This is a genomic window from Gordonia paraffinivorans NBRC 108238 (genome assembly GCF_000344155.1).
GTDB lineage: Bacteria > Actinomycetota > Actinomycetes > Mycobacteriales > Mycobacteriaceae > Gordonia > Gordonia paraffinivorans.
Map to the genome: position 1 here is coordinate 1 of NZ_BAOQ01000001.1, position 17,262 is coordinate 17,262.

The 17,262-nt window shown below is 70.6% G+C and carries 14 protein-coding genes and 2 pseudogenes; 15 read left to right on the forward strand and 1 reads right to left on the reverse strand.

All coding sequences use genetic code 11. The features are described from left to right. The 14 genes and pseudogenes from GP2_RS21930 to GP2_RS00065 all read left to right on the forward strand — a co-directional run. A pseudogene (locus GP2_RS21930) lies at positions 1–261 on the forward strand (putative lipid II flippase FtsW); the annotation flags it as partial. Positions 262–311: 50 nt separating this feature from the next. Beyond that, positions 312–1,505, forward strand: coding sequence for an undecaprenyldiphospho-muramoylpentapeptide beta-N-acetylglucosaminyltransferase (gene murG, locus GP2_RS00005; RefSeq protein ID WP_083900163.1), 1,194 nt, complete (start codon positions 312–314; stop codon positions 1,503–1,505). A gap of 74 nt (positions 1,506–1,579) precedes the next feature. Next, a complete protein-coding gene (murC, locus tag GP2_RS00010) occupies positions 1,580–3,151 on the forward strand; it encodes a UDP-N-acetylmuramate--L-alanine ligase (protein WP_006898377.1) in 1,572 nt (523 codons plus the stop codon). Continuing rightward, positions 3,148–3,849, forward strand: coding sequence for a cell division protein FtsQ/DivIB (locus GP2_RS00015; RefSeq protein WP_006898378.1), 702 nt, complete (start codon positions 3,148–3,150; stop codon positions 3,847–3,849). Before murC ends, GP2_RS00015 begins: the two co-directional genes overlap by 4 nt. Before the next feature lie 289 nt (positions 3,850–4,138). Continuing rightward, positions 4,139–5,311 (forward strand): cell division protein FtsZ, encoded by a 1,173-nt coding sequence (gene ftsZ / locus GP2_RS00020; RefSeq protein ID WP_006898379.1) that lies wholly within the window; start codon positions 4,139–4,141, stop codon positions 5,309–5,311. A gap of 6 nt (positions 5,312–5,317) precedes the next feature. Further along, positions 5,318–6,040 (forward strand): peptidoglycan editing factor PgeF, encoded by a 723-nt coding sequence (pgeF, locus tag GP2_RS00025; RefSeq protein WP_006898380.1) that lies wholly within the window; start codon positions 5,318–5,320, stop codon positions 6,038–6,040. A 55-nt stretch (positions 6,041–6,095) separates the two neighbouring features. Beyond that, positions 6,096–6,848: a YggS family pyridoxal phosphate-dependent enzyme gene (locus GP2_RS00030; RefSeq protein WP_006898381.1), complete on the forward strand. Its 753-nt coding sequence runs from the start codon at positions 6,096–6,098 to the stop codon at positions 6,846–6,848. Positions 6,849–6,953: 105 nt separating this feature from the next. Continuing rightward, positions 6,954–7,640, forward strand: a complete 687-nt coding sequence (locus tag GP2_RS00035) for a cell division protein SepF (RefSeq protein ID WP_006898382.1) — start codon at positions 6,954–6,956, stop codon at positions 7,638–7,640. A gap of 56 nt (positions 7,641–7,696) precedes the next feature. Further along, positions 7,697–7,993: a YggT family protein gene (locus GP2_RS00040; RefSeq protein WP_006898383.1), complete on the forward strand. Its 297-nt coding sequence runs from the start codon at positions 7,697–7,699 to the stop codon at positions 7,991–7,993. 383 nt (positions 7,994–8,376) lie between these two features. After that, a complete protein-coding gene (gene wag31 / locus GP2_RS00045; RefSeq protein ID WP_006898384.1) occupies positions 8,377–9,174 on the forward strand; it encodes a DivIVA-like cell division protein Wag31 in 798 nt (265 codons plus the stop codon). Between the two features lie 35 nt (positions 9,175–9,209). After that, positions 9,210–10,082: a hypothetical protein gene (locus tag GP2_RS21510; RefSeq protein WP_006898385.1), complete on the forward strand. Its 873-nt coding sequence runs from the start codon at positions 9,210–9,212 to the stop codon at positions 10,080–10,082. A gap of 387 nt (positions 10,083–10,469) precedes the next feature. Continuing rightward, positions 10,470–13,703, forward strand: coding sequence for an isoleucine--tRNA ligase (gene ileS, locus GP2_RS00055; RefSeq protein ID WP_006898387.1), 3,234 nt, complete (start codon positions 10,470–10,472; stop codon positions 13,701–13,703). Between the two features lie 86 nt (positions 13,704–13,789). After that, complete coding sequence (locus tag GP2_RS00060) at positions 13,790–14,980, forward strand: NAD(P)/FAD-dependent oxidoreductase (RefSeq protein WP_006898388.1); 1,191 nt, start codon at positions 13,790–13,792, stop codon at positions 14,978–14,980. A 29-nt stretch (positions 14,981–15,009) separates the two neighbouring features. Then, positions 15,010–15,911: pseudogene (locus GP2_RS00065) on the forward strand (RNA polymerase sigma-70 factor). Positions 15,912–15,969: 58 nt separating this feature from the next. On the opposite strand, the gene GP2_RS00070 reads toward GP2_RS00065, so the two are convergent. Next, on the reverse strand, positions 15,970–16,662 hold the full coding sequence (locus GP2_RS00070) for a TetR/AcrR family transcriptional regulator (protein ID WP_006898391.1): 693 nt from the start codon (positions 16,660–16,662) through the stop codon (positions 15,970–15,972). 117 nt (positions 16,663–16,779) lie between these two features. On the opposite strand from GP2_RS00070, the gene GP2_RS00075 reads away from it, so the two are divergent. Then, positions 16,780–17,238 (forward strand): nitroreductase/quinone reductase family protein, encoded by a 459-nt coding sequence (locus GP2_RS00075; RefSeq protein ID WP_006898392.1) that lies wholly within the window; start codon positions 16,780–16,782, stop codon positions 17,236–17,238. Positions 17,239–17,262 lie beyond the last annotated feature (24 nt).

Sequence of the window (17,262 nt, forward strand, 5' to 3'; positions counted from 1 at the left end):
CAGGACGTGACGGGCGCGAAGGCGCCGGATCCGGCGTACGGGCGACGCGCATCGACGCGGCACCCGGGTGTGGGCGGGCGCACACGACCTGCGCCGACGGCCCGCACCGGCGTCGACTACCGTGGCGGGTATCCCGCCGCCGGCGCCATGCGTGGCTCGGCGTCCCCGGGATGGCGGGCGGGCGCGCACCAGCCGCGTACGTCGCGGTCCGCCGATCCCGGGCGCGGCAGGTCGTCCCACGGCCGCGCGGGACGCCGCTGACGAAGGCGGGACAGACGTGCACAGTGGCTGGGGATGGAGTGACGACGCCGGTGAGTTCGGCTGCAGGACAATCTGATAAGACCGGAACGCCGAACGGGCGAGGCCTGTCGGTCGTGGTCGCCGGTGGCGGCACGGCCGGGCACATCGAACCCGCGCTCGCCGTGGCCGACGCCATCCGGCGCCTCGACCCGACCGCACGCGTCACCGCTCTCGGCACCAGGCGCGGGCTCGAGGTCGACCTCGTCCCCGAGCGTGGCTACGACCTCCGGCTGATCCCGCCGGTCCCGCTGCCCCGCAAGCCCGGGGTCGAGCTCGCGAAGACGCCGGGCAGGCTGGTGTCCTCGGTCGCGGCGACGCGCAAGGTCCTCGCCGACGTCGACGCCGACGTCGTGATCGGTTTCGGCGGCTATGTGTCGGTCCCGGCCTACCTCGCCGCCCGCATGCACCTGCGCGGCCGTCGCCGCGTCCCCATCGTGATCCACGAGGCCAATGCCTCGGCCGGCATCGCGAACAAGGTCGGCGCGCGATTCGCCGACCGCATCCTGGCCGCGGTCGAGGGTTCCGGTCTCGACGCGACCGTCGTCGGCATGCCGGTCCGGGGTGCCCTCACCGAACTCGACCGGCCCGCGCTGCGAGCGAAGGCGCGCCACTACTTCGGGCTCGACGAGCACGCCCCGACGCTGCTGGTGTTCGGCGGTTCGCAGGGCGCCCAGCGTCTCAACGCGGCCGTCTCCGGCGCCGCCGAGGCCCTGGGCAAGGCCGGTATCGGCGTCCTCCACGCCTACGGCCCCAAGAACTCGATCGACCCGGTGGCGGTCGACGGCGCGCCGCCGTACCGCGCGGTCAGCTACCTCAAGCGGATGGATCTCGCCTACGCCGCCGCCGACTTGGTGATGTGCCGGTCCGGCGCGATGACGGTCGCCGAGGTCTCGGCGACCGGGCTGCCGGCGATCTACGTCCCGCTGCCGCACGGCAACGGCGAGCAGCGACTCAACGCGCGGCCGGTCGTCGAGGCGGGCGGCGGGTTGCTCGTCGAGGACTCCGAGGTGGATGCGGAATACGTCGAGCGCGAGGTGATCGCGCTCCTGCAGGATTCCGAACGACTGCAGAAGATGTCGGCGGCCGCAGCCGGGACCGGGCATCGGGACGCGGCCGCGGTGGTGGCGGAGGCCGCTCTCGAGCTCGCGCGCGACCACCGCGCGAACACCGGTGGGGCCTCGCGGCGATCGGCACGGCGGCGGTGACGGGCAGACGTGGCGGTGAGATCGGTGACGCGGCAGACGACAACGGGTCGGGACACGACGCGGGAGGTGACGACATGAGCAACACGACCGGCGGGGAGCTGCCCCCGGAGCTGTCCCGGGTGCACATGGTCGGCATCGGCGGCGCGGGGATGTCCGGACTCGCACGCATCCTGCTGGCGCGCGGCGGCCAGGTGTCCGGCTCCGACGCCAAGAACAGCCGCGCCATCCTCGAACTCCGCACCCGCGGGGCGCGCGTCCAGGTGGGGCACGATCCCTCCGCCCTCGACCAGATCCCCGGCGGCCCGTCGGTGGTCGTGACCACGCACGCGGCGATCCCCAAGACCAACCCCGAGTTGGTGGCGGCCCGGTCCCGGGGGATCCCGATCCTGCTGCGGCCCCGGGTGCTGGCACAGCTGATGGAGGGGCAGCGGACCCTGCTGATCGCCGGGACCCACGGCAAGACGTCGACGACCTCGATGTCCGTCGTGGTCCTGCAGCACGCCGGCAGCGACCCGTCCTTCGCCATCGGCGGCGAGCTCAACGAGTCCGGCACCAACGCCCACCACGGCGGCGACCCGGTGTTCGTCGCCGAGGCCGACGAGAGCGACGGTTCGCTGCTCGAGTACACCGCCGACGTCGTGGCGGTGACCAACATCGAATCCGACCACCTGGACTTCTTCGGGTCGGTCGAGGCCTACGTGCAGGTGTTCGACGACTTCACCGGACACATCCGCAGCGGCGGCACGCTGATCGTCTGCCTCGACGACCCGGGCTCGGCGGCGCTCGCCGGCCGGGTGTCCGCGACGCTCGCCGACCGCGGTGTCACCGTGCTCGGTTACGGTCGCGGAACCCACGCCGACCTCGCGCCCGGCGTGCCCAACGCTGCGACGCTCCTGTCCTGGGAGGCCCACGGGAGCGGGGGAGCGGCCCGTGTCCGCTTCGACGCCCCGGTCGCCGCGGGCACGACGCCGGTGGAGCGCGAGCTGGTCCTCCCGCTGCCGGGAGAACACATGGCGCTCAACGCGATCGCCGCGATCATCGGTGCCGTGCGGGTCACCGGCGCCTCGGAGGCACGGCGCGCCGAGACCCTCGACCGCATCCTGACCGGCATCGGGGCCTTCGGCGGCGTGCACCGCAGGTTCGAGTACCGCGGCCGCCGCGGCGGGGTGGAGGTCATCGACGACTACGCCCATCACCCGACCGAGGTGCGGTCGGTGCTGACCGCGGCGCAGGCGATGCTGGCCGCGCGGGGCGGCCCGGACGGTACCCGCGGTCGCGTCATCGCCGTCTTCCAGCCGCACCTGTACTCGCGGACGGTCGAGTTCGCCGACGAGTTCGCCGCCGCCCTCGACCTCGCGGACGCGGTGGTGGTCGCCGACGTCTACGGGGCGCGCGAGGAGCCGATCCCCGGCGTGAGCGGCCGGACGATCGCCGACAAGCTGACCTCCCCGGCGCTGTTCGCCCCGGATCTGTCCCGGCTCGCCGACCAGGTGGCCGGGCTCGCCCGGCCCGGCGACGTCGTCCTCACGCTCGGGGCCGGCGACATCACCATGCAGGGGCCGGAGATCCTCGCCGCGCTCGGTGCCCGGGAATCGGGTGAGGGGACCGGCGATCACGCCGGCGACCTCACGGGACGGGTGTCGTGATCGGCTGGCCCACCCGCCGCCGGTCGCGCCTGCTGCTCGGCACGCTGATGGTCGTCGCCGCGGGGGTGGGCCTGGTCCTGATCGCCTATCTGACACCGCTGATGTCGGTGCGGAGCACCGACATCCGGGAGAGCGGTTCGGTGCCGACCGACGAGATCCTGCGCGCGGCGGCGGTCCCGCACGGGACGCCGCTGCTGCAGGTCGACACCAAGGCGGTCGCCCAGCGGATCGCGACCATCCCGACCGTCGAGTCCGTGCGCGTGCAGCGCGCCTACCCGTCGACGTTGCGGATCACCGTCACCGAACGCGTGCCGACGGTGATCGTGAAGTCCGGCGACGAGGTCCACGTCCTCGACCGGTCGGGAGTGTCGTTCCTGCACTACGACAAGACCCAGGGCGTGCCGCCCGAGGTCCTCAAGCTCCCCGTTCTCGAGACGCCCAACCCCGGACCGGCCGACCCGACCACCCGGGAGGCGATCACGGCGGTCGCCGGGCTGCCGGATCCGTTGCGGGAACAGGTGATCCGGGTCAGTGCGCGGTCCCCGGTGGACATCACGTTCATCCTCACCGAGAACCGGCGGGTCATCTGGGGAGACGCCGACCGCGGGGCGGACAAGGCCAGAACTCTCACCTACCTGTTGAGACGTGAGGCCAAGGAGTACAACGTCACGAGTCCGGAATTCCCCTCCTACAAGTGATCACGGCCGCCGTGGGTCGCCGCTGACCTCACGTTTTCCCGGGATCGCACGCGACTGCGGGAATTTCGCACCGCGACTTGCCGACACGCCGGGCGTGAATCTGGATACCGGGGCCCGCGGTGCATAGCGTCTCTATCACCAACCACTTGACATAACTCTAAATCTATGGTTCAGGTTTAGGGTTTTGTCGACACCCGAGACGGGGTCCGGCAGGCGGTGAACCCGCCGTTCACGCCGCGGCACCGGCACCGAAACATCGAGCACGACCCATTACGAGGAAGGCGAGCGCATGACGCCACCGCACAACTACCTGGCCGTCATCAAGGTCGTCGGCATCGGCGGCGGCGGCGTGAATGCCGTCAACCGCATGATCGAGCAGGGGCTCAAGGGAGTCGAGTTCATCGCGATCAACACCGACGCGCAGGCCCTGCTGATGAGCGACGCCGACGTCAAGCTCGACGTGGGCCGTGACTCCACCCGCGGCCTGGGCGCCGGCGCCGACCCCGAGGTCGGCCGTCGCGCCGCCGAGGACGCGCGCGACGAGATCGAGGAGCTCCTCAAGGGCGCCGACATGGTCTTCGTGACCGCGGGCGAGGGAGGCGGCACCGGCACCGGCGGCGCACCTGTCGTCGCGCAGATCGCGCGCAAGCTCGGCGCGCTGACCGTCGGCGTCGTCACGCGGCCGTTCTCCTTCGAGGGCAAGCGTCGCGGCAACCAGGCCGAGGCCGGCATCGCCGCGCTGCGCGAGTCGTGCGACACCCTGATCGTCATCCCGAACGACCGCCTGCTGCAGCTCGGCGACGCCAACGTCAGCCTCATGGACGCCTTCCGCAGTGCCGACGAGGTGCTGCTCAACGGCGTGCAGGGCATCACCGACCTGATCACCACGCCGGGCCTGATCAACGTCGACTTCGCCGACGTCAAGGGCGTCATGAGCGATGCCGGCAGCGCTCTGATGGGCATCGGTTCGGCCCGCGGCGAGGACCGGGCCAAGAAGGCCGCCGAGGCGGCGATCAACTCGCCGCTGCTCGAGGCCTCGATGGAGGGCGCGCGCGGCGTGCTGATCTCGATCGCCGGCGGCAGCGACCTCGGCCTGTTCGAGATCCACAACGCGGCCACCCAGGTGCAGGAGGCCGCACACGAGGACGCCAACATCATCTTCGGCACCGTGATCGACGACAACCTCGGCGACGAGGTCCGCGTGACCGTCATCGCGGCCGGCTTCGACGGCGGCGCGCCGCGCAAGCGCACCGACACCCCGGCCGCCGCCGGGCGTTCGGGCGTGGCCGCGGGCCAGGCCGGCGCCGTGTCGGCCCCGCCGAAGAACGACCCGCTGTTCGGCGAGATGCCGAAGAGCTCGGGCGACCCGTTCGGCTCCGACCGCGAGCCCGAGCCGCCGCGCCGCAACACCGTGCATCTCGACGACGACGACGTCGACGTGCCGTCCTTCATGAAGCGCTGACCCGCGATGCGGGTACGTCGCGTCGTCACCACGCGTGCCGGCGGCGTCTCGGTGGCACCGTATGACTCGTTCAATCTCGGTGACCACGTCGGAGACGACCCCGCCGCGGTGGCCGCCAACCGGAAACGGCTCGCCGAGCAGATCGGGCTCGAGGAGTCCTCGGTCGTCTGGATGGAGCAGATCCACAGCCGCAACGTGACCGTCGTCGACGGTCCGGTGCAGGGCGCGGTCCCGGCGACCGACGCGCTCGTCACGGCCACCCCGGGGCTCGCGCTCGCGGTGTTGTCGGCGGACTGCGTGCCGGTGCTCCTCAGCGACGACGAGGCGGGTGTCATCGCCGGCGTCCACGCCGGACGCGTGGGCGCCCGGATCGGCATCGTCCCGGAGACCTTGCGCGTCATGGTCGAGCTCGGGGCGAAGATCGAACGCATCGGCGCGTTCCTCGGGCCGGCCGCGAGCGGCGAGCACTACGAGGTGCCGCCGGACATGCAGGCCGACGTGGAGAGGCATCTGCCGGGTTCGGCGTCGCGCACCCGGAAGGGGACGACGGGCCTCGACCTTCGTGCCGGGCTGCGGCGCCAGCTCCTCGAGGCCGGCGTCGCCGCGGTGGCGGTCGACCCCCGCTGCACGATCTCCGATCCCGACCTCTTCAGCCACCGCCGTGGCGCACCGACCGGCCGGCTGGCCTCGGTGATCTGGATGGACGAGAGCGAACCCGACGGGCGCTGACGCCCGGGCGAAACGCCCTCGAAAACCTTTGTCACAGCGGAGAATGATCAGGGACATGAACGATTCACCCGATGCCCGTACCGCCGAACTGTCCGAGCGCCTGCAGGCGGTCCGCGACCGGCTCGACGCGGCGCTCGCCGCCGCGGACCGGCCGGCCGGCTCGTGCACGCTGCTGGTGGTCACCAAGTTCTTCCCGGCCGACGACGTGCGCCGGCTGCTCTCGCTGGGCGTGTGCGAGTTCGGCGAGTCGCGCGAGCCGGAGGCCGGCCGCAAGGTCGCCGAGGTGCTCGCGGACTGGCATCCGGCCGATCCGGGTGACGCGCCCGCGTTCGACATGATCGGCACCGTCCAGTCCAAGAAGGCGCGCTCGATCGCGCGCTGGGCCCGGACGGTGCACTCGGTGGACCGCCCGAAGGTCGCCGACGCCCTCGACCGCGCGGCCCGCGCCGCGCTCGACGAGGGGGAGCGGACCGACCCGCTCGGCGTGCTGCTGCAGGTGAGCCTCGACGGCGATCCGCAACGCGGCGGCGTCGTGGAGGCGGAGTTGTCAGCGCTCGCCGATCGGATCTGCGCGGCCGATGCCCTGAGTCTGCGCGGCCTGATGGTGATCGCCCCGCTGCACGGCGAGCCGGAGCACTGGATGGCCGAAACGGCCCGTATCCACACCGCTTTTCGCGACAGGTACCCCGACGCGGCCGAGCTTTCGGCAGGGATGAGCGGCGACATGGAGATCGCGGTCGCAGCAGGCTCGACATGCGTGCGTGTCGGAACCGCGATCATGGGCGAGCGGCCGCTACTCTCTCAGTAATCACATTGGTAACAGCAGAACCAAGTGACACAACAAGCTCAAATGACATCAGAAGCACCATCCGGCACGGCTGCACACCGGCGACGCACGACAGAGAGGCCGCTCATGACCACGATGCAGAAGTTCAAGGCATACTTCGGCATGGTGCCGCCCAGCGAGTACGAGGACGACTACCTCGAGGAGGCGGCACCCTCGCACCGTCCGGCGTCGCGTGAGCGTGTGTACCGCGACGAGTACTACGGCGACTCGTCGTACGACGCCGGCTACGAGTCCTCGGCCGGCTACCGCGACGAGATGGCCTACGACGACCGCTTCGAGCCCGCGTACGAGATGGCCGGTGACTTCGCGCCCGAATTCGCCTACGCCGCACCACGTCCCGTCTCGGAGGCCCCGATGCGTCCCTCGGGTCGTCTCGAGCCGCTGCAGCGTTCGTCGAGTGCCGCCATCCGCGCCGCGTCGTCGCGTCCGGTCGCCGAACACCGCGACTTCGAGCGCGTCTTCCCGGAGGGTCCGTTGCAGAAGATCACCACGCTCCGCCCGTCGGACTACAGCGAGGCCCGCACGATCGGCGAGCGCTTCCGCGACGGCAACCCGGTCATCATGGACCTCGTCGACATGAGCAACGACGACGCCAAGCGTCTCGTCGACTTCGCCGCCGGACTGGCCTTCGCGCTGCGCGGTTCCTTCGACAAGGTCGCCACCAAGGTGTTCCTGCTGTCGCCGGCCGACATCGACGTCTCGCCCGAGGACCGTCGCAAGATCGCCGAGACCGGCTTCTACAACCACGCCTGACCGGCGTGGGCACCCTCGGTTCGCACTCGCCGGTGATCTTCAGGCAGTCTTGACGCGTGGCTGCGATTCTGTTGGGCGTCTTGTATTACGTCCTGTTGGTCTTCTGGTTGCTGCTCCTCGGACGCCTCGTCGTCGAGTTGGTGCGCACGTTCGCCCGCGACTGGCGCCCCACCGGGGTGGCGGTCGTGATCATCGAGTCGGTGTTCACGGTGACCGATCCTCCGATCAAGGCCCTGCGGCGCGTCCTCCCGCCGATCCCGTTGGGTCCGATCCGGCTCGACCTGTCCCTGATGATCGTCATGCTGGTGGTCATCATCGCGATGAACGTGGTGGGCGGGTTCGCCGGCCGCTGACCGACCGGCCCTCGCGAGCTGCCGGCCGATCCCGCCAAACGGGCCGAAGACGCGCCGCCCGGGACATCCCGTGGTTGGTTCATCCGCCCGGCCGACACCCGGCCGGGCTGCGGGCCCATGCCCGGTTCGGCCGGGTACCTTGAGGAACGGCGATCGACTACCGTTGGTGATCGCCTCCGTCTCGCCCTTCGAACTCCCCGGTGAGAACAAGGGGGTGCGACCCGCGGTTCGCATGTGACAGGATTGGACGCCAGTTACAGTTTTTGACTGGTATGAATAGTTAGTGACAACCTGTATTGGTCGAACGACTCAGGTCGGGCGATCGGGGTTGGACGGTACGCCAACTGAACACAAGCTTCACCACAGACACGAGGGGAACCGACATGCGGCTGACTCCAGCTGATGTGCACAACGTCGCGTTCAGCAAACCGCCGATCGGTAAGCGCGGCTACAACGAGGATGAGGTCGATCAGTTCCTCGATTTCGTCGAGGCGGAGCTCGCCCGGCTCATCGAAGAGAACACCGACCTGAAGCAGCGGGTCGAGGAGCTCGAGGGTGAGCTCGCCGATGCCCGCTCCGGAGCCGGTGCGCCCGCTTCGGAGGAGCGCACCCAGATCTTCGCCAAGGCCCCGGCCCAGGAGGCCCCGGCCGCCGCGCCGTCCAACGACGACGCCAACGTGCGCGCCGCCCGCGTCCTCGCCCTGGCGCAGGACACCGCGGACCGTCTGACCAGCAGCGCCCGTGCCGACGCCGATGCGCTTCTCTCCGACGCGCAGACCCGTGCCGACACCCTCGTGTCCGAGGCCCAGGCCAAGTCCGACGCGATGCTCGCCGACGCCCGTCAGCGCTCCGAGGCCATCCTGGCCGACGCGCAGACCCGCTCGGAGGCGCAGCTGCGGCAGGCACAGGAGCGTGCCGACGCCCTGCAGGCCGATGCCGAGCGCAAGCACAGCGAGATCATGGGCACCATCAACCAGCAGCGCGGTGTCCTCGAAGGCCGCATCGAACAGCTCAAGACGTTCGAGCGTGAATACCGCACCCGCCTGAAGACCTACCTGGAGTCGCAGCTCGAGGAGCTGCAGCAGCGCGGAAGTGCTGCCCCGGTGGAGGGTGGACGCCCCGACCAGTCGTTCTCGAACGATCCCGGCAGCGGCGGCTTCAGCAGCTATTCGCCGAGCTGACCCCGGTAGGTGGTCATGCACCCTAGGCTGGTGATGTGCTGACCTTGGCCCTGGGCGCGACCCTCGTGGGGTTCGTGCTGCTCATCCTCGGTCTCGTCACCGGGACCGTGTGGCTCGCCGTCGCCTGTATCGTCATCTGTCTCCTGGGACTCGGCTTCCTGCTGGTCGACGTGTTCGCCTCCCGTGGACGGGAGAACACCCGATCACTGGAGGACTTGGTCCCGGGCGCCGCGCGTGCCGACGACGAGGACGAAGCGTTCGACGACTTCCCCGAGGACGCCGACGCCGCCTCGACGGAGTCCGCTGTCGGTGAGACGGGCGGTCGGGTCGATCCGAGTCCGACCGGCCGCGCTCCTATCGAGGCTCCCCGGTCCGAGCCGCCGACCCGCGGATTCGAGCCGAACGCCCCCGCCGGGTCGGCCCCGTACCAGCCGCCGCCCTTCCAGCCCGGTATGGCGGATCCGGTCGACAGGCCGGGCCCGCAGTCGCCGTCCGGTCCGGTGCGTCCGGCACCGGAGCGCCGCGAGGGCACCTACGAGGACTACCTGCGTTCCGTGGGTGGCGACGCCGATCTCGGCGCCCCCTCCACGGGACCGCTGTCCTCCCCGCAGTACCGGAGTGCCGGGGGCGGTCCGCAGCAAGGGGCCGGCGCACCGCGTCCCGGGTCTGCACAGCCCGGGCCGGGACCGTCTGGCCCGCAGCGTTTCGGTCCGCCGGCGCAGCCGGGTCCCGGTTCGCAATCCGGCCCCGCTCCGCAGTCCGGCCCCGCTCCGCGACCGGCACCGGATCCGCAGGGCGGGGGAGTCCCGTCGCAGGGCGGCGAGCAGGCCGGCCCGCCGTCGGGCCGCCGGCGTCGTCCGGACTTCGATCCGCTGGACCCGAACTGGAAGCCCCCGCTCGAGGATTGACGCGACTCGAGGACCACGACTCGAGGACCACCGCGCCCCGACGTGCCGGTGCGGCACGTCCGAGCCGCAGAACAGAACACCGACGACGCCTCGCCCGCGCATCCGACACCGATTGGATTGTGCGGGCGAGGCGTCGTTACACTGGTTGACGCGTTGATCCGGCCATCACCGGGGAGCACCCGGAAGAACAGAGCAGCACCGATTCGGCGGCGCTCCCAGTAGAACCGGGCGGGCGTGGCCCGTCACAGCCACCGGACCGTACGGAGTCTCCGCGCGGTCCCTGAGAGGCGTCGGGTTCCCGACGCAAGCGGGGTGGTACCGCGTATGCCGTCAGGTGTGCGTCCCCGTGCCGAAGGTGACAGACATCCAGGCACGAGGAGACGAGCCGTGGCGGACACGAACGACAAGGGCGCCGGCGAGCCGGGCACCACCGAGACCGGGCGTGCGTACCCCAAGGTCGACATGACGGGTGGGACAGGGCGCGGCGCCCCCCATTTCCCCTTCGTCGAGCAGAAGGTTCTCGACTACTGGGAGTCCGACGGCACCTTCGCCGCATCGATCGCCAACCGCGCCGACGCCGAGGAGTTCGTCTTCTACGACGGGCCGCCCTTCGCCAACGGCCTGCCGCACTACGGGCACCTGCTGACCGGCTACGTCAAGGATGTCGTGCCGCGCTACCAGACCATGCGCGGCAAGAAGGTCGAACGCCGATTCGGTTGGGACACACACGGTCTGCCCGCAGAACTCGAGGCCGAGCGCCAGCTCGGGATCACCGACAAGTCGGAGATCGAGAAGATGGGCATGGAGAAGTTCAACGAGTACTGCCGCGACTCGGTTCTCCGCTACACCGGCGAATGGCGCGACTACGTCACCCGTCAGGCCCGCTGGGTCGACTTCGACAACGACTACAAGACGCTCGACCTCGACTTCATGGAGTCGGTCATGTGGGCGTTCAAGGCCCTCTACGACAAGGGCCTGATCTACCAGGGTTACCGCGTGCTGCCGTACAGCTGGTACGAGCAGACCCCGCTGTCCAACCAGGAGTCCAAGCTCGACGACGCCTACCGCATGCGGCAGGACCCGGCGGTCACCGTGCGGATGCCGTTGCGGGTGCCCGAGGGGCCGCTGTCGTCGCTCGACGGCGTCAACGCCCTGATCTGGACCACCACGCCCTGGACGCTGCCGTCGAACCTCGCGATCGCGGTCAATCCCGAGGTCACCTACGTCCACGTCAAGGCCGCCGACGGGCAGGAGTACCTGCTCGCCGAAGCCCTGCTCGGCGCGTACTCCAAGGAGATCGCGGATCCGGAGGTGCTCGGCACCCACCTCGGCAAGGAACTCGAGAACCTCTCCTACACACCGCCGTTCGACTTCTTCCTCGGGCACCCGAACGCGCACCGTGTGCTGCTCGGCGACTACGTCACCACCGACAGCGGCACCGGCGTCGTCCACCTCGCGCCGGCCTTCGGCGAGGAGGACATGGAGCTCGCTACCTCCTACGGGATCGAGGTCGTGCAGCCGCTCGATCCGGGCGGCCGCTTCACCTCGCAGGTCCCGCCGTACGAGGGCCTGATGGTCTTCGACGCCAACCCGGTCATCATCAAGGACCTCAAGGCGGCCGGGCGCATCCTGCGCCACGAGACCATCGAGCACTCCTACCCGCACTCGTGGCGGTCGGGGCAGCCGCTGATCTACATGGCGGTGCCGTCGTGGTTCGTCGCCGTCACCAAGTTCCGCGATCGCATGGTCGAGCTGAACAAGCAGATCACGTGGGTGCCCGAGCACATCCGCGACGGCCAGTTCGGCAAGTGGCTCGAGGGCGCCCGCGACTGGAACATCAGCCGCAACCGGTATTGGGGCGCGCCGATCCCGGTGTGGATCTCCGACGACCCGGAGTACCCGCGCATCGACGTCTACGGTTCGCTCGACGAGCTCGAGCGCGACTTCGGGGTGCGGCCGGACAACCTGCACCGCCCGTACATCGACGAGCTGACCCGGCCGAATCCCGACGACCCGACCGGGAAGTCGACCATGCGTCGCGTGCCCGAGGTCCTCGACTGCTGGTTCGAGTCCGGGTCGATGCCCTACGCCCAGGTGCACTACCCGTTCGAGAACCGGGAGTGGTTCGACGGTGTTCTCTCGGACGGGGGGGACTCGGCCGACGCGCCGCCGCACAACCCCGGCGACTTCATCGTCGAGTACAACGGCCAGACCCGCGGCTGGTTCTACACGCTGCACGTGCTCGCGACCGCGCTGTTCGACCGCCCGGCGTTCAAGACCGTTGCCGCACACGGCATCGTGCTCGGTGACGACGGGCAGAAGATGTCCAAGTCCAAGCGCAACTACCCGGATGTCAACGAGGTCTTCGACCGCGACGGCTCCGACGCGATGCGCTGGTTCCTGATGGCCTCGCCGATCCTGCGCGGCGGCAATCTCGTGGTGACCGAACGCGGCATCCGCGAGGGGGTGCGCCAGGCGCTGCTGCCGCTGTGGAACGCCTACAGCTTCCTGCAGCTGTACGCGGAGCGCCCGGCGACGTGGCGGACCGACTCGCAGCACGTGCTCGACCGCTACATCCTCGCCAAGCTCGCCTCCACGCGGGATGCGATGACCGAGGCGCTCGACACCTACGACATCGCCGGTGCCTGCGAGTCGTTCCGCGAGTTCGTCGAGTCGCTGACCAACTGGTACGTGCGCCGTTCGCGCGCCCGCTTCTGGGCCGGTCAGGACGCCGACACCGACGCCTTCGACACGCTGTACACGGTGCTCGAGGTGGCCTGCCGCCTGGCGTCGCCGCTGCTGCCGCTGGCCACCGAGGCCATCTGGCGCGGCCTCACCGGCGAGCGTTCGGTGCACCTGACCGACTGGCCGACCGCCGACGAGCTGCCGGCCGACGCCGATCTGGTCGCCGCGATGGACGAGGTGCAGGCGGTGTGCTCGGTGGCATCGAGCGTCCGCAAGGCCAACAAGCTGCGCGTGCGCCTGCCGCTGCCCGGCCTGACCGTCGCGTCGCCGACCGCGGCCGCTCTCGAGCCGTACGTCGACCTGGTCAAGGACGAGATGAACGTCAAGTCCGTCACGCTCGCCACCGACGCCAGCGAGTACGGCCGCTACGAGATCGCGGTCAACGCACGTGCCGCCGGCCCGCGCCTGGGCAAGGACGTCCAGCGTGCGATCAAGGCCGTGAAGTCGGGTAACTGGGAGGTGCGGACCGACGCCGAGGGCAACGAGGTCGTCGTCGCCGACGGCATCGAGCTCCTCGACTCCGAGTACACCCGCAAGCTCGTGGCCGTCGAACCCGATTCCACCGCCGAGCTGCCCGGTGGCAAGGGTCTGGTCGTCCTCGACACCAACGTCACGCCGGAGCTCGAGGCCGAGGGCTGGGCCAAGGACCGGGTGCGCGAGCTCCAGGACGCGCGCCGCAACCTGGACCTCGACGTCTCCGACCGCATCACCGTGCGGCTGGTGGTCCCCGCCGAGCGTCTCGAGTGGGCGCGGACCCACTCCGACCTCATCGCCGGTGAGGTCCTGGCGATCGAGTTCGACGTCGTCGCCGACGGCGGGCCGGGCGCCATCGAACTCGGTGACGGCGTCACCGCCGATGTCGCGAAGGTCGGCTGACCGGCGAGTTCGCGACAGCTGTCACGTTCTGCCTCCCGTCGGTGTCTCGAGGATGACCACCTCGAACACCGACGGAAGGCAGAACGATGAACACATCCGACATCACCACGATCGCCCCTACCCGCGTCGTCGTCCTCGGCGGCGGCTACGCCGGCGCGATGGCGGCCAACCGGCTGCGTCGCAAGCCCGATGTCGACGTCACGGTCGTCAATCCCCAGCCGTTCTTCGTGCACCGGATCCGGCTGCACCAGTTCGTCGCACGGACCGGTGACCCGCAGGTCGGGTTCGACGCCGTGCTCGGCGACGGCATCGACGTCGTCGTCGACACCGCCGTCCGCATCGAGGCCGCGGCGCGGCGTGTCCATCTGGCGTCGGGCAAGCACCTCGACTATGACCACCTGATCTACGCCATCGGCAGCCGGAATCGCCTGCCGGAGATCCCCGGCGCGGCCGACCACGCTCTGTCGGCCTCGGACTGGGCGGCGGCGCAACGACTCCGGGAGCGTCTCGACACCCTGGACAGCGGTGCCCCGGTGGTCGTCGTCGGCGGCGGACTCACGGGCGTCGAGCTCGCGGGAGAGTTCGCCGACCGCGGCTTGGCGGTCACGCTCGTCGGCGGCGGCGTCCTGGCCCCGTCGGTGGGGGAACGGGGGCGGCGGGCCACCCTACGCCAGCTGGCGCGGCTCGGCGTCGACGTTCTCGCCGAAGCGCGCGTCACCCGGGTGCAGGCCACGCAGGTGACCGTCGAGATGGACGGACACGAGCGGGTGTTGCCCAGTGCGGCAACGGTGTTCGCCACCGGGTTCGTCGCCCCGGAACTGGCCGCCGACAGCGGGCTGACCACCGACGGGATCGGCCGCCTGCGGACCGACGAGAACCTGAACAGCGTCGACGACGAGCGGATCGTCGGGGCGGGCGACGCGGTCGCCGTCGCCGGGATCCCGCTGAGGATGAGCTGCCAGGCGGCGCAACCGTTGGGTGTGCAGGCGGCCGAGGCCGTCCTGGCGCGGATCGCCGGCGACTCCCCGAAGCCGGTGGACCAGGGCTTCGTCGCCCAGTGCACCAGCATCGGCCGTCACGCGGCCACCCTGCAGTTCACCCGGCGCGACGACTCGCCTGCCCGTGCGGTCGTGACCGGCCGCCTCGCCGCCCTGGCCAAGGAGACGGTGTGCCGCGGTATCGTGTGGAACATCCGCCGCGAGGCCGCGCGACCCGGAACCTTCAGCTGGCCGCGCAACCGCGAGGCGACCGCCGAGCGTGAGGCGGTCCTGCAGTGACCGGCTCGCCGACGAGAGGTGTTGCTCCGGTGAACAGCAGCGAATCCGACCGTCGCGCAGCTCGTTTCGCCGAGCTGCGGCCGCTGCTGTTCACCGTGGCCTACGAGATCGTCGGGACCGCCGCCGACGCCGACGACGTGCTGCAGGACAGCTACCTGCGGTGGGCGGAGGTCGACGACACCGCCGTCGACGACACGAAGGCGTACCTCGCGAAGATCGTGACGCGCCAGGCGCTCAACGTGCTGCGGTCGCGGACACGACGCCGCGAGGACTACGTCGGGCCGTGGCTGCCCGAGCCGATCCTGCTCGACGAGCGGGACCTCGTCGACGACGTGGTGCTCGCGAGTCGGTGTCGACGGCGATGCTGATCGTCCTGGAATCGCTCAGCCCGGACGAGCGCGCGGTGTTCGTGCTGCGGGAGGTGTTCGGGTTCTCCTACACCGAGATCGCGGACATGCTGGACAGGGCGCCGGCGACGGTCCGCCAGATCGGGCACCGGGCCCGCAACCACGTCGAGGCGCGTCGTCCCCGGTACGACCCGGTGGACTCCGAACGGGCCGCCGCCGCAGTCGACGCGTTCCTCGCCGCGGCCGAATCCGGGGACGTGGAAAGGCTTCTCGAGTTGCTCGCGCCCGAGGTCGAGTTCACCGCCGACAGCGACGGCAAGGTGATGGCCGTGCGTCGCCCGGTCCGCGGTGCGCTCGCGGTGGCGCATCTGCTGGCCGGTTTCGTCCGGCTCGGCAAGGACATGGATTACCGCCTCGAACCCGCGGTGTTCAACAACCAGCCCGGCGTCGCGATCTACGTCGACGGCGAGCTCGCCGGCACGTTCACCCTGCACATCGTCGACGGCGTGATCCAGCAGATCTACGCCATGCGCAACCCGGACAAGCTCGCCCGCATCGACCGGCCACGGGTGATCGCGCGGTAGGTCCCCTCCGCGGGAGGGGTGGGTCCGCGGTCGCCGAGTACGAGCGCCGCCGGGGGAGTCAGGTCCGGAACAGTCCCGACAGCGTCATCTCCATCTGCATCCGGAACAACGCCCCCGGATGGGCGAAGGTGTCCTTGCCGTACTGGCCGAAGGTCTCGAGGCCGATCGCCCCCACCATGACCGCCCACAGCGTCGTCGACGCGGCGAGGACCGACGCCGGGGCGTCGAGCCCGAACTCGTCGCGGATCGCGGCCATGTCGGCGGCGACGTCGTCCGGCGGAGTGGGCAGGTCGTCGCGCAGCAGGCCTTCTGCGTGTGCCGCCGCGCATTCGCGCAGAAGCAGTCCGGGGACGCGCGTGCCCGGCCCGGTCGTCTGCTCGCCGGGCGCGGAATAGCCGGGGACCGGGCTGCCGTAGAGCAACGCCCAGCGGGCCGGCTCGTCGAGCGCCCATCTTCTCGCCGTCTCCCCGGCGAGGAGCAGTCGCTGTCGCCGATGGGCCTCCTCGACGGAGCCCACCGCCGCCTCGATCGCATCGGCCACGTCGTTGTACGCCTCGACGAGGAGCATCGTCAGCAGCTCGTCGCGGCTCGGGACGTAGCGGTACACCGCCGATGACACCACGCCCATCTCGCGCGCGATCGCACGGAGCGAGAGCCCGGCGGCCCCGTGGGTGGCGAGGTGTTCGCGACCCAGCCGGCGGATCTCCTCGGTCATCTTCGCGCGGTTCTCCGCGCGGCTGCCTCTGGCCATGATCCGATCCTCGCACATTTCGAGAGCGGTGCTCTTGATTTGTGGGGCGTGGTCGTGCACACTCAGAAACGAGAGCGGTGCTCTCGAAATGTGATCAGCAGAGAAAGGCTCCCGAAGATGACCGCCACCGCCACCCACTACCGCGCCCCCGAAGGCGCCGACGCCACTTTCAACCGGGTCGTCCGCTGGCTTGCCGACCACGGCGTCAACCTCGCCGGGGCGCAGAACCTCACCGTGGCCGGCCGGCGCACCGGGAAGCCGCAGACCGTCCCGGTCAACCTGCTGCGCCTCGACGGCCGGGAGTACCTGGTCTCGCCGCGGGGCAACACCCAGTGGGCGCGCAATGCGCGGGTCGCCGGAACCGTCGAACTCCGGCGCGGGCGCCGTCGCCGCACGGTGGCGCTCGCCGAACTCGATCCCGCGCTGCGCCCGCCGATCATCGCCGAGTACCTGCGCAAGTGGGGCTGGGAGGTGGGCCGGTTCCTGCCCGAGGGGCTGTCGGCCAAGCCGACCGACGACGAGCTCGTCCGGCACGCCGCGTCGATCCCGGTCTTCGCCGTCGGTCACACAGAGTAGGTGGCCGTCCGCTCGACCCGCCCG

Coding starts and splice junctions, on each gene's coding strand:
- GP2_RS00060 (WP_006898388.1), top strand. CDS start 13,790: ATGAACACATCCGACATCACCACGATCGCCCCTACCCGCGTCGTCGTC.
- wag31 (WP_006898384.1), top strand. CDS start 8,377: ATGCGGCTGACTCCAGCTGATGTGCACAACGTCGCGTTCAGCAAACCG.
- GP2_RS00070 (WP_006898391.1), bottom strand. CDS start 16,662: ATGGCCAGAGGCAGCCGCGCGGAGAACCGCGCGAAGATGACCGAGGAG.
- GP2_RS00075 (WP_006898392.1), top strand. CDS start 16,780: ATGACCGCCACCGCCACCCACTACCGCGCCCCCGAAGGCGCCGACGCC.
- GP2_RS00030 (WP_006898381.1), top strand. CDS start 6,096: ATGAACGATTCACCCGATGCCCGTACCGCCGAACTGTCCGAGCGCCTG.
- ftsZ (WP_006898379.1), top strand. CDS start 4,139: ATGACGCCACCGCACAACTACCTGGCCGTCATCAAGGTCGTCGGCATC.
- murC (WP_006898377.1), top strand. CDS start 1,580: ATGAGCAACACGACCGGCGGGGAGCTGCCCCCGGAGCTGTCCCGGGTG.
- GP2_RS00035 (WP_006898382.1), top strand. CDS start 6,954: ATGACCACGATGCAGAAGTTCAAGGCATACTTCGGCATGGTGCCGCCC.
- pgeF (WP_006898380.1), top strand. CDS start 5,318: ATGCGGGTACGTCGCGTCGTCACCACGCGTGCCGGCGGCGTCTCGGTG.